Here is a 13,627-nt window from a genome sequence, read left to right as displayed (position 1 = left end):
AACTTTGCTCCCGCAAAAATAAACATCATGTCAGACATTCCTGTCCTAATATCGGATTTGGCGATTATCTTATTTTCCGCCGGATTGATAACCATCCTCTTTAAATGGCTAAAACAACCTGTCGTGCTGGGTTATATCATGGCAGGTATTATCGCGGGCCCCTACACGTTTGGCGGCCCCATGATCATGGATGCCGAGAATATTCATATCTGGGCTGACATCGGGGTCATTTTCCTCCTGTTTGCCTTGGGACTTGACTTTAGTTTCAAGAAACTCATGAACATCGGGGGAACCGCCATGATCAGCGCCCTCACCATCGTGGGCGCCATGATGATGCTGGGTTACATCACCGGACTGTCACTCGGATGGGGACACATGAATAGCCTCTTTCTCGGGGGAATGCTCTCGATGTCATCCACCACCATCATTTTCAAAGCGTTTGACGATATGGGGCTCCGTAATCAGCGTTTCGCAGGAGTCGTCTTCGGAATTCTTGTCGTGGAAGATCTCTTCGCCGTAGTCCTCATGGTATTACTTTCCACACTGGCCGTCAGTAAACATTTTGAAGGAATGGAAATGGTCGATAGCATCCTTAAACTCATTGCCTTCCTCGTTTTCTGGTCTATTACCGGGATATTCCTCATCCCGACCTTCCTGAAAAAAACGAAACAATGGCTCAACGGGGAAACTTTATTAGTCGTGTCACTCGGACTCTGTCTCGGCATGGTTCTACTTGCCGTGAAAGCCGGTTTTTCCTCCGCCTTGGGGGCTTTTGTCATGGGGTCCATCCTAGCGGAAACCATCGAGGCCGAAAACATCGAACACCTCATTAAACCCGTGAAAGATCTCTTCGGGGCGATCTTTTTCGTCTCGGTCGGAATGATGATCGATCCCGCCATGCTCGTCGAGTACTGGTTCCCGATATTACTGATCACCGCAGTCGTCATGGCTGGACAAATCACGTTTGCCGCATCCGGTATACTCCTGTCCGGGCAAAGCCTCCGGATTGCCATCCAATCGGGATTCTCGTTAGCACAGATTGGAGAATTTGCTTTTATTATCGCAAGTCTAGGTATGACCCTGCACGTGACGGACAAATTTCTCTACCCCATAGTGGTTACCGTCTCCGTCATCACCACCTTTTTCACCCCCTACATGATTCGCTTGGCAGACCCCGCCTACCAGTTCGTGACCAAACACCTACCGGCCCCTTGGATTCATTTCCTCGACAGGTATAGCACGGGAACGAACACGATCCGCCATAAAAGCACATGGCACCAACTACTGAAAGCGTTATGCCGCATAGTGATCACCTACACCATCCTGTCGGTCTTCACCATAGCTCTTTTCCTACAATACCTGACCCCGCTAATCCGCAAAGAACTTCCCGGCATACAGGGCGGCCTTGTTAGTGCCGTTGCCATCCTGCTACTTATCTCCCCCTTCCTACGGGCGATCATGATGAAAAAGAACCATTCGGAAGAATTCCAACAATTATGGAGTGATAGTAAATACAACCGGGGACCACTCGTATCTCTCATCGTTCTACGGGTAGCGCTCTGCATCGGGATCGTGATGTTCGTCATATCCAGCCTCGTGAACGTCGCTGCCGGTCTCCTGCTGGTGATCGCCACTGCGGTCATCCTATTCTTCATCTATTCCAAACGGTTAAAAAAATACTCCATACAACTGGAACGCCGTTTCCTGCGTAACTTCACGGCCCGCCAAAAGGAACAAGAACGCAAGTCTCCCATCAAGCAACGTTTTGTCAAACATTTACTTGACCGGGATCTCCACCTCGCCGACTTCGAAGTGTCGCAATCCTCTCCCAGCGTCGGCAAAACGCTAAAGGAATTGAATTTCCGCCAGACCTGCGGGGTCAGCGTGGTAACAATCATCCGGGGAGAAGAACGCATAAACATTCCCGGTGGGGAAGAACGCCTGTATCCTTTCGACCACATCATCGTGGCCGCCACGGACAAAGAAATTAACGTCTTCCGTGAGTTTGTCGAAAACCGCGTGGAAAAACGGAAACATGAACTTGAACAACAGCGTCCCCCGGAAGTCAGCTTGGAACAATTCACCATTGAGGCCGACACACCACTCGTGGGACGCACCATCCGGGAATCCGGCATCCGTGATAAAGCCGCCTGTCTCGTCATCGGCATCGAACGCAACGGCACCTCCACCATGAACCCCACCCCGGACACAACCTTCGAGGCCGGTGACGTGGTTTGGATCGTCGGTGAAAAAGACAAATTGCTCCATCTCGCCGCAGGAGAAACTATTTAATAATTGAAAATTGAAAATGGAGAATTGAAAATTACATCATTCTATCTCCAACCCGAACAAGGCTTTCAACTCACTCACGGCTGGATTGATCTCGACAAAATGATCGAATTTATCCTTAGCCGTGAAAAGCCGTTTTTTCTCCTCGCCATTTTCCGGTTCCGTGTAAACTTGAACATTCAGGGTAATAAAACCATTATTCAATCTTTTGGTAAGGAAGGAGAGCAAGTAAGGATGTATATCCGTCACCTTGGATAATAAAAAGTCATTATCAACCTCAAGCGTGATAACAAACCCTTGCACTTTTGGAGTGTGAGAAGTCAAGGCAATCTTAACGGTCGTATCTTCCTGCGAAGTTGCGACGTAAGTTTCCAACGCGGAAATTACATCCGCCACAGTAAATTCGCTTTGTGCTTTTACCCGGTTATCCTCAACTTTTGCACTTCCTTCTTCCTGCCGGACCTGCAAGCTCTCCCGGGTCTCCGCCATTGCCATTTTCAATTTAAATGAATGTGGCGGTTCTGCCTTATAAGTATTCGTTTTCCCGGCAGGCACAGAAGGCTTTTCCCCGGAAACCGGAGCCGTTGTCCCACCGTCCGTTTGTTGGAATTTCCCATTAAAATCAGCTATCTTTAATAGCCCGGTAAATTCCTCTATGCTAAGACTTTTTTTTTTAGTTCATTAATTTGGCATAACTTGATCAAGGTGAGTTCCACGCATAAACGTTTCTCCACACGCATTTTATACTGCATCTCACATTGCTCGATCACTTTCAAGGCATCAAATATGAATTCGGGAGTTACAGTTTTCGCTTGTTTCAGGTAACGTTCCTTGATGGACGCACTCACCTCCAGCAATTGCACGGTGATTTCTTCTTTAGCAACCAATAAATCACGGAAATGACGTCCCAACCCGGAAACCAAGTTACCGGCATCAAAACCTTTCTCCATGATCTCGTTAAAAAGCAAGAACGTTTCGGCCACTTTACCATCGTGGAATAAATCTGTCAACTTAAAATAGTAATCGTAATCCAACACGTTCAGATTCTCGATCACCTTATCATAGGTCAAATCCTTCCCGCAAAAACTCACCACTTGATCGAAGATCGACAAGGCGTCACGCATGGCCCCGTCGGCCTTCTGCGCGATCACGTTCAACGCCTCTTCCTCGGCCTGTACACCTTCTTTAGTTGCAATTCGTTTCAGATGCTCGATCGTGTCGGGTACTTTTATCCGGTTAAAATCGTAAATCTGACAACGTGACAAAATCGTCGGTAATATCTTATGCTTTTCGGTCGTTGCCAGAATAAAAATGGCATGGGCAGGCGGCTCTTCCAACGTTTTCAAGAAAGCGTTGAAAGCCGAGGCACTCAACATATGCACCTCATCAATAATATACACGCTGTATTTCCCCACCTGCGGTAATATCCGCACCTGATCAACCAAACCTCGAATATCATCCACGCTATTGTTAGAGGCAGCATCCAACTCGTGAATGTTCAACGAACGCCCGCTATTAAACGCCTTGCACGACTCACACTCATTACAAGGCTCGGCATTCGGTTGTAGATTCATGCAATTAATCGTCTTGGCAAATATACGGGCACAGGTTGTTTTGCCCACCCCACGGGGTCCACAGAACAAATAAGCCTGAGCCAATTGTTTATTAAGAATCGCATTCCTCAACGTGGATGTAATCGAGTGCTGCCCGATCACCGTGTCGAAACTTGCAGGTCTATATTTACGCGCCGAAACAATAAAATTCTCCATGATAATCTATTACAGGTTGTTACCCAGCACGAGTAAAAAATCGTACCGGATTACAAATTTACAAAGTAAAATGATTTATCACGCCACAAAGCCTAATAATTTTTCTTATCACGCGAAACTATGTACGATTTAATGTGAATTCGATATAATCAAAACAAGGCTACTTTTATCACGATATCAATATTATTCAAATAAATATATCAGGAGATGCATCCCTTCTCCCAGCCCTTTACCGGGGATATAATGGCCCGCAATATTATTCTTGAACGTGAATAGCCTTGTTATTGGCCCGGTTGACGGGTTATTCGAGTATGTTATTTTTGCTTATTATCTGTTAAAATGGCGGCGATGATCGGGCGATAATCGGGCGACAATCGGGCGATGGCGCCTAACTGTCGCCTAACAGTCACCCTGCCGTCATGTAACGGGTATGGATCACCCCGGGAAAAGGGTTGTTAATCATCCTGTTAACTTTAGATCTTACTAATTTTTTGATTTAGTGATTTCCGATTTAGTGATTCCGACCCTCTACCCAACGCTCTTTTAATCACTTAATCATTTCATACAACCTCCCAATAATAAAGGGGATAACTGCTTATTTTTGCAGCTATCCCCTTCACTGTACATTTTATGTATCCCGCTACTATATCTTTTCCAAGTCCGTTTTAGCAATCCACCCCTCGTTTCCATCGGCCAAACGCACGTTGTACCAATCTCCTAGAGTTCCGATAACCTGTACTTTCAGTCCTTCGTGGATCACGAACAATTCGGTACCGCTATTATCCGGAGCCCCTCGTACCACTACACTGGGAGTCATAATAATCCCGCTATCCCTGTCAGTCATCCGATGATATTGTTTCAAAGCAAAGAAAATGGTCATCACGGACACCAACAGCATGATTATCCCTAAAGTGAACCAACTTTTCTTTAAAGATATAGATGTCGCGTGGAAGAACAACGCTGCCATGATCAGAAATCCTATAAACAGGATGACAGACACGTACGCCCATTGATCAGCCGTGAAAGCGGTCACGAAAGCATTATACCAACGTACAAGGAAAAGTTCCGGTAATACCTTGATATTGTCAACCGTGGCCTTTTGCGCCATCGTCAGATTATACTTTATATCATTATCGCCCGGATGCAACAATAAAGCACGTTCGTAATTCAGTATGGCTTTTGCAATCTCCCCTTGCTTGTAATAACAGTTTCCCAAATTGTAATACACGGTCGCAGATTCCATGTCATCGGACAACATCTCGTTATACAAATCAATCGCTTTCTGATAGTCGCCTTCCTGATACATTTTAGTTGCCTCCTCCGCCAGCGTCTTGACATCAGTAGCATAGGTCATCACACCGGATAAGAGCAACATCAATATTATATATATCCTTTTCATTCTTTTCAACTTTTAGTTTTTAACCTTAGTTTTTAGCTTCTAACTTTTAGCTTTCATATCGCTTTATCCAATTTCGTGATAATGGATATACTATCCTTGTACACGCTATCCATCTCTTCGCCTTGATTAGCACCCGGGGCATAACGAGCGTACTCGCAATGATCGAGCACCTCGATAAAGCTCTGAATTAACGTCGCATCTGCCCCCCGACGAGTCAGGTGATCACTGATATTATCCCGATTCAATTCTGATGCGGCTATGTTTAATTTATAACTAACATATCCCCACAAAGCGTTCAATGTCTCTTGATAGAATAGCTCAGAGTTTCCGGCTTTCATTGCGACAGAGGCTGCCCGTAAACGTTTCTGAGCCATTTTGTTCGCCGTTTTACTCTTCACCCGTACCAAATCGGCATTCGCCTTAATCCGGCGACGATTAAGAATCATTCCGACCACGAAAAGTACAAAAGGAATCAAGAAACTCAACCAGTATTCCATCGTGGCGAAATACAACACGCCTTTCGGACGGAGATCGTTCTTGTGAGTTTTGATATAACGAATATCCTGTCCCAACATCCTGACATCTTCTTTCTTGAACGACTGTAAGGCTGCCTCCCCGGATCCTTGACTGGATTCATTTCCCTTTTCAACCCGAACAGAATACTCCTTTCCCTTCAACATCTTATAAGCCCCGGCTTGCGGGTCAAAATAGGAGTATTGCACGGCTGGAATCTTGTAATCCCCCGCGTAACGAGGAATCACGAGATATTCAAAAGTAACAGTTCCGGACGTTCCGCTTATATCTCTAGTCACTTTCGGATCGTACACGTCAAAATCATGCGGGAAAGTGATTTTCGGAGCCTCTAACAATTTCATGTTTCCATTCCCGCGTAACACCACCTTGTACGTCAACGCGTCATTCGCTTTCAAGGTATCTGTTGACATAGAGGTTGTCATGGCAAGAGTTCCCACCATACCGCTAAATCCTAAAGGCTTTCCGGCCTCTGGTAAAGGTTTCACGGTAATTTTCACGGGTTTGCTCTTGCAGAGTACCCGGACATCACGGGAATTCCCGAAAAAGTCATCAAAGATACTTCCACCACGACTCCCCACCCGTTGGCGGACAAGACAATACAACTCGTAAGGCTCGATCGTCAACGTTCCGGCATGTTGCGGGAAAAGAATCGTTTTTTGTAACACGCCTACCCGATCATATATTTTCCCGTTATATTCCTCACGTTCCAAATGAATCTGGGGAATCTTCACGTCTTCTGTCAGGAACCCGTCAAAAGGCGGGATCTTTTTCCCCTGCACATCAACCAGATTTACCCGGGCATATACTTTCAACGTGGCAGTCAAACTCTCACCCACGTAAAGCGTGTTGCGGCTCACGTCCATTCGCAGGAACAAATCATCATCCGTAATCGAAGTACTTCCCCGGTTCTCAGAAACATCCCCGGAACTTTGGGCATTATTTCGAGGTTTCCCGGAACCTTTAATCACTTTTATCTTCAAGGGCTGGGACTTATACTCTTTACCATCCACGGTGATCGTGGCCGGCTCGATCGTAAACTCTCCTTCTTCCTGTCCTTCCAAAATATAAGTGTACGTGTACTCTTGATTTTGTTTCATATCACCATTGATAATCGTGATGTTAGAAGACGTACTCAATGACGGTCCTGCCAGTAAATCAAACCCTTTTATCGTGGGAACCTGTAAGTTCTCCCCCTTGTTGTTCAACACGAAGGAAAGACGGAATTGCTCCCCGACTTCCACAACGGAAGGTGCGGACGCGATAAATTCTGTCTTTTGGGCAAATAACTTAGACCCACCAATAACGCATAATAGCAATATGATAATGAATGACTTCATTTGTTTATCTTTTAATTCTTTATTATCTCTATGGAAAAACGTACAAAGTTACCAGTTTTTCTCAATCTTCATCTTCTTTGTCTTTTGAGCTTGAACTTTATCTTTCTGTACCTTTTCCTGTGTTTTCTTTTCATCTGCCTCCAAAGCCTCTAACAAGCGTTTGGCATCCTCTTTAGAGATTTTAGGCTGGGCCTGTTGGTCCTGCTGTTGTTGATCCTTATTCTGCTGATCCTTGTTTTGCTGGTCTTTATTTTGTTGATCTTTCTGATCTTGATCCTGTTTATCTTTATCTTGTTGATCCTTATTCTGATCTTGCTGGTCCTTGTTTTGATCTTTATTCTCGTCCTTATTCTGATCTTGATTCTGTTGATCTTTATTTTGATCCTGCTGGTCCTTATTCTGGTCCTTATTCTGGTCCTTATTTTGATCTTGATTTTGATCTTGATTTTGTTGATCCTGTTTCTGCTTGCGGGCAAATTCTAGATTATACTTTGTCTCTTGGGAATTCGGACGGTTTCTCAACGACTGTTTGTAAGCCTCGATACTCTCATCCAACTTGTTCATGGCCAAAAGAGTATTTCCGATGTTGTGATACAACTCTCCTAACTTTTCCTTGTCTTTCTCATTCTGTGCCAACGATTGGAATTGTTGTAATGCCTCGTCAAACTTTTTCTGTTTATAAAGCGCATCTCCCAGATTAAACGCACCCTCGTATGATTTCACTTCCGTATCCAAAGCCTTACGATACTCCACTTCAGCCTTCTCAAAATCCTGTTTATTAAACAGATCATTCCCACCCCGGATAAACTTTCGTTCCTGTTGCGCAGCCGATGGTAAACTTATAACTACAGCTGCTATCATCGTTATCAATATCTTCACCATAATGTCTCGTTTAAAATTTACCGATTCGTTTCAACACTTTTCGTCTCACTTCCAAATATATTGATCTTCAAGAAATTCTTGTTTTTACGTCCCAATACAATGAAATCCAGCAACACGAATATCAATGCCATGATCAGGAAATACTGGTATTTTTCAGCATAATCACTGAATACCCGTTCTTCCAACAATGTCTTGTCCATACGATCAATCTCGTCCAACAAGGTGTTTAATCCCACGTTCGAATTACTTGCCCGCACGAATATTCCCTCTCCGGCCTTGGCAATCTCTTTCAATGTCTCCTCGTCCAACTTGGATATAATCGGGTTACCACTCCCGTCTCTCATGTATTGTCCGGGATTTCCCTTCTCCGGGATCGGTCCTCCTTGTGCCAATCCCATCCCGATCGTGTGTACGTAGATACCTTTTTCCCGGGCAGCTTTAGCCGCGGCAATCGCATCGTCCTGATGGTTTTCACCATCCGTGATCACGATAATCGCTTTTGATGCCTCCGTGTCCGGGGTAAACGACTTCGCGGCCAAATCTATTGCCGTTCCTATCGCCGTACCCTGTATCGGGACAATATCGGTATTGATTCCCGATAGGAATAATTTAGCCGAAGAATAATCCGTCGTGATCGGCAATTGCACGTAAGCATCTCCTGCAAACACGATCAATCCCACTTTATCATCACTTAATTTTTCCACCATCCGGGAAATGGCTTGCTTCGCCGCATCCAACCGACTGGGCTTTATATCCTGCGCCATCATGGAATTTGACACATCCAATGCGATAATCAACTCCACACCCTCTTTTTTTACCTGTTGCAATTTTGACCCGAACTGAGGACCTGCAACCCCAAGAATGACGAAAAACAACGCTATCAGAACAAGTATAAATTTTAATGTCTCCCGCTTATAAGATTGCAAAGGCATCAGTGTTGACAATAATTCGGGACTCCCGAATTCAGCAATCGCTTTTTTCTTCCGAATCCTTGCTACCACGTAAAAAACAATCAACAATGGTATGATAATCAGCAAGTATAATAATTCAGGATGTGCAAATCTAAACATAACCCTTTCAATTTTAAATTTAATGATTCTAGATTTTAAATTCCGGATTGCATCAATTCACAATCTAAGATTTAAAACTTACAATTATGGAATTTTCCTCAACAACGTGTATCGCCCTAACGCCTCCACAATTAATAACAAAGCTCCGATCAAAGCAAAATAGAAATACTGCTCGTTCTTACGACTGAAATGTTTGACTTCTACCTTACTCTTCTCCAATTGATCAATCTCCTGATAAATTTGCTCCAGTTTTTTGTTATCTGTTGCCCGGAAATATTTACCGCCTGTCATGTCAGCAATCTGGGTCAATATATCTTCATCTATCTCAACCGGCATTCGCTGTAATTGCATCCCAAAGGGCGTCTGCACGGGATAAGGAGCCTCGCCCAAAGTCCCGACACCGATCGTGTATACCCGGATTCCAAAAGTTTTTGCCAATTCTGCTGCCGTTATCGGTGCAATCGCTCCCCGGTTGTTGACTCCATCCGTCAAAAGGATGATCACCTTGGATTTCGCCTTGCTGTCCTTCAAACGATTTACCGCATTTGCCAACCCGAGGCCAATAGCTGTTCCATCTTCAATCATCCCGCTATGAATATCCTTCATCACGTTGACTAACACGGCTTGATCCGTTGTCAAAGGACTTTGCGTGAAACTTTCCCCGCTAAAAACAACCAGTCCGATACGATCCTGAGGACGTTCCAATATAAACTTCGTTGCAACCTCCTTGGCTGCCTCCAGTCGATCAGGAGTAAAATCTCGTGCCAACATACTACCGGAAATATCCAATGCCAGCATAATATCAATACCCTCGCTGTTATAGGTCTGCCAACTCGTGCTGGATTGCGGTCTAGCCAATGCCAGAACCAAAAATAGAATGGCCAAAACCCGAGCTGCAAACAGCAAATGACGTAACCAGATCCGGCTACCCCGTTTCATTTGCTTGAACACCCGGATTGAAGAAAACTTCAAATCAGCATGCGAGCGTTTCTCCTTGAATATGTACCAGATAATCATTGGTATCAGCACCAACAACAACCAAAAGTACTCGGGATTTGCAAATTCATATCCAAACATATCTTCTATTTTAGATCCTATTTTATTTCTTGATTTAAGGTTTTGATTGCAAACGAATCATAAATCATAAATCATAAATCATAAATTAATTTTCGTTATCTTTCTCCTCTCCGTTTTCCTTCCCTTCCTTTTCCGCCTTCTCTCTCGCCTCCCTCTCCTGTTGCTCTTTCAACTCCTGCTCCAGACGTTCTTTCTCATGCTCGGCTCGAATTGTATCATTAGTTTCCTGTACAAAATCATAGGCAATATCCAAATTTCGTACGTTCTCATCCTGCAACGGCTCCGCTTTAGCAAACTTCACGAAATCAGCCGTTTCAAACATATCAGCCAACTTATCCCGTTGTTTTGCATCTACCTGCTCACATTTCTCCAAAGCCTTCAAAGTCTCAAAAGAAGTCTGTTCCATCGCTGAGATACCCAATTCTCCATCCAAATAATTCCGGATCGTGTCAGTTAATTGCGTGTAATACTCTTTGGTCTTTCCACTCTGCCATAACTTCTCCTTCTTGATCTCCTCCAGAGCCTTCATGGCCAACACGTACGGAGGAATTGCCGGTTTTTCGTGATGGAAAAGACTCTTACGGGATTTCCGAACTTTGATAATCCAGACAACCAGAAGAATCACCACGATTCCCAACAATGTCCATAACAAGTAAGGTAATATCTCGGCAAATGTCCACGGGGCAGCCAAAGGCATCACAATATCGTAATTTCCTTTCTGCTGATCGACCACAAAAGTATTCACGATCAAGTGCAACGGATCGGTCCTGAGCGTGTTATTATAACTTTCCTGTTGAATCTCGATGGGCATTGGTGGGATCACGAACACGCCCGAATCAAAAGAAGTTATCACGTAACTTTCCTGCACGAGTACCCGCCCGTCCTTTTCCACGATAGAATCACGAACTGGTCCGGATATAATCTCGATTCCTTGTGCTATCGTGTCCTTCAATTGAGGGAATGCCACTTTCACACCCGGTTCAGCCTTCACTTTCATCCGGAAATGAATCTGATCCCCGATCATGATATAGTTTGTGTCAATCTCGGCACTATATTCCCGATTTTGTGCTTTCAAAGCACTGACACAACCTAGTAGGATAATTACGAATAGAATAATTCTATTTTTCATTTTAATTCTCCATTTTCAATGTTCAATTAATATCCAGCCCCTCTTCTCTTGAATAACGTGATCAATGACCTCACGTAATCTTCATCAGCGCTGATAGAAGCCATGTCGACACCGGCATGTTTGAATATCCGATCCAGTTCCTTGTCTCGTTCGATGCCATACGCTTCGAACTCGTCCCGGACTTTCTTGTCGGATGTATCCACCCAAACACTTTCCCCCGTCTCCGCATCCGTCAAGTACATCAACCCGACAGGAGGCAATATTTTCTCTCTACGATCGTACAATTGCAAAGCCACCACGTCATGTTTCTTATTGGCAATAATCAACGGGTGTTCGAAATCGTGATCATCCATGAAATCGGAAATCAGGAAACAAGTACACCGTTTCTTGATAGCGTTTGTCAGATATTGCAACGCCACAGAGATATTCGTTTCCTTGTGTTCCGGATAAAAATCCACTAGTTCCCGGATGATATGCAAAATATGCGTCCGTCCTTTCTTCGGCGGAATAAATTTCTCGATCCGGTCAGAAAAGAAGATCACGCCAATCTTATCGTTGTTCTGAATGGCAGAGAAAGCCAACACGGCCGCAATCTCAGTAATCTGATTCTTTTTCAGTTTCGACACTGTACCGAAATTACGCGAGGCACTCACATCAATCAACAACATCACGGTCAACTCACGTTCCTCCTCGAATATCTTCACGTAAGGATGGTTATAACGAGCGGTCACGTTCCAGTCAATACTTCGGATGTCATCCCCGTATTGATAGGCCCGCACCTCGCTAAACGTCATTCCCCGACCTTTAAAAGCCGTGTGATACTCCCCGGCGAAGATATTACTCGATAACCCCCGAGTCTTTATCTCTATCTGCCTGACACGTTTTAATAAATCTGAAGTCTCCACCTTAGTTAATTTTAGATTTAAGAATTTTAGATTTTAAATTCCAGCCCCCTTAATTTATGATTTTAGATTTATGATCTCCAACCGCAAATCAATGCTTTTTTAATCGTAAATCGGTTTTCACAAATCGTAAATTAATCGGTCTTCAATCACTAAGGTACCTCTACCGTGTTCAAAATTTCACTGATAATATCCTCGCTGGTCAAGTTATTCGCTTCAGCCTCGTAGCTCAAACCGATACGATGACGCAGAACGTCATGACAAACAGCACGAACATCTTCCGGGATTACATATCCGCGACGTTTAATGAAAGCGTACGCTTGTGCTGCTTTGGCCAAACTGATACTAGCACGAGGAGATGCCCCGTAAGCAATCATGGAAACGAATTTTTCCAAGCCATGCTCTTGCGGGTAACGTGTTGCAAACACGATGTCAACAATATATTTCTCGATCTTCTCGTCCAAGTAAACCTCCTTCACTACCTCACGAGCCCGCAGAATATCTTCCGGTTGTAGGATCGTGTTAGACTGGGGATAAATTTTCTCCAAATTCTGACGAACGATCAATTTTTCTTCGTCTTTTTTCGGGTAATCAATAACCACTTTCAACATGAAACGGTCAACCTGAGCTTCGGGAAGAGGATAAGTACCTTCCTGCTCGATCGGATTCTGGGTTGCCATTACCAAGAATGGTTCTTCCAACTTGTAAGTCATATCCCCGATAGTCACCTGACGCTCCTGCATCGCCTCCAACAAAGCCGATTGCACTTTCGCCGGGGCCCGGTTAATCTCATCCGCCAGAATAAAGTTAGCGAAAATCGGTCCTTTCTTCACCACGAACTCTTCTCTTTTCTGAGAATAAATCATCGTACCGACAACGTCAGCCGGTAACAAATCCGGGGTAAACTGGATTCGACTGAATTTAGCATTAATAATGTGTGCCAGCGTATTTATCGCCAAGGTCTTCGCCAAACCGGGAACTCCCTCCAACAAAATATGTCCATTAGAAAGCATACCGATCATCAGTCCTTCTACCAGATGTTTCTGTCCGACGATCACTTTGTTCATCTCCATACTAATCATATCCACAAAAGAACTCTCTTGCTGTATGCGCTCATTCAATGCTTTGATATCAACCGTATTCATATCATCGATTTTTATATTGATTTATATTACTACTTTGTCTAACGTAAATATTCCACTTCGGTTTCAATCTCCTCAAAAAGAGAATCTATATCTT

Annotated in this window: 10 protein-coding genes and 1 pseudogene; 1 reads left to right on the top strand and 10 read right to left on the bottom strand. The window is 44.2% G+C overall.

Translation table 11 applies throughout. The annotated features are described in order from the left end of the window. Window positions 1-27: 27 nt before the first annotated feature. Complete coding sequence (locus R8806_RS00275) at window positions 28-2,292, top strand: cation:proton antiporter domain-containing protein (protein ID WP_124317498.1); 2,265 nt, start codon at window positions 28-30, stop codon at window positions 2,290-2,292. A gap of 36 nt (window positions 2,293-2,328) precedes the next feature. Here R8806_RS00275 and R8806_RS00270 read toward each other — a convergent pair whose 3' ends face one another. From R8806_RS00270 to R8806_RS00225, 10 genes and pseudogenes are all read right to left on the bottom strand, one after another. Beyond that, window positions 2,329-2,784 carry a hypothetical protein gene (locus R8806_RS00270; RefSeq protein ID WP_151412113.1) on the bottom strand — a complete coding sequence of 152 codons (456 nt, stop codon included), beginning with the start codon at window positions 2,782-2,784 and terminating at the stop codon, window positions 2,329-2,331. Window positions 2,785-2,972: 188 nt separating this feature from the next. Continuing rightward, a pseudogene (locus R8806_RS00265) lies at window positions 2,973-4,058 on the bottom strand (DNA polymerase III subunit gamma/tau); the annotation flags it as partial. Between the two features lie 643 nt (window positions 4,059-4,701). Beyond that, a complete protein-coding gene (locus R8806_RS00260; protein ID WP_124317349.1) occupies window positions 4,702-5,457 on the bottom strand; it encodes a tetratricopeptide repeat protein in 756 nt (251 codons plus the stop codon). Window positions 5,458-5,510: 53 nt separating this feature from the next. After that, window positions 5,511-7,328, bottom strand: coding sequence for a BatD family protein (locus tag R8806_RS00255; RefSeq protein WP_124317348.1), 1,818 nt, complete (start codon window positions 7,326-7,328; stop codon window positions 5,511-5,513). A 48-nt stretch (window positions 7,329-7,376) separates the two neighbouring features. Beyond that, a complete protein-coding gene (locus tag R8806_RS00250; protein WP_124317347.1) occupies window positions 7,377-8,210 on the bottom strand; it encodes a tetratricopeptide repeat protein in 834 nt (277 codons plus the stop codon). 17 nt (window positions 8,211-8,227) lie between these two features. After that, entirely contained in the window at window positions 8,228-9,280 is a 1,053-nt protein-coding gene (locus R8806_RS00245) for a VWA domain-containing protein (protein ID WP_124317346.1), read from the bottom strand. An 84-nt stretch (window positions 9,281-9,364) separates the two neighbouring features. Next, entirely contained in the window at window positions 9,365-10,357 is a 993-nt protein-coding gene (locus R8806_RS00240) for a vWA domain-containing protein (protein WP_124317345.1), read from the bottom strand. Between the two features lie 85 nt (window positions 10,358-10,442). Then, on the bottom strand, window positions 10,443-11,486 hold the full coding sequence (locus tag R8806_RS00235; protein WP_124317344.1) for a hypothetical protein: 1,044 nt from the start codon (window positions 11,484-11,486) through the stop codon (window positions 10,443-10,445). Window positions 11,487-11,512: 26 nt separating this feature from the next. Further along, entirely contained in the window at window positions 11,513-12,391 is an 879-nt protein-coding gene (locus R8806_RS00230) for a DUF58 domain-containing protein (protein WP_087421813.1), read from the bottom strand. A gap of 149 nt (window positions 12,392-12,540) precedes the next feature. Then, on the bottom strand, window positions 12,541-13,533 hold the full coding sequence (locus R8806_RS00225) for an AAA family ATPase (protein WP_027199954.1): 993 nt from the start codon (window positions 13,531-13,533) through the stop codon (window positions 12,541-12,543). Window positions 13,534-13,627: the final 94 nt, after the last annotated feature.

Source organism: Butyricimonas faecihominis (genome assembly GCF_033096445.1).
Lineage (GTDB): Bacteria > Bacteroidota > Bacteroidia > Bacteroidales > Marinifilaceae > Butyricimonas > Butyricimonas faecihominis.
This window is presented reverse-complemented; position numbering and strand designations above follow the sequence as displayed.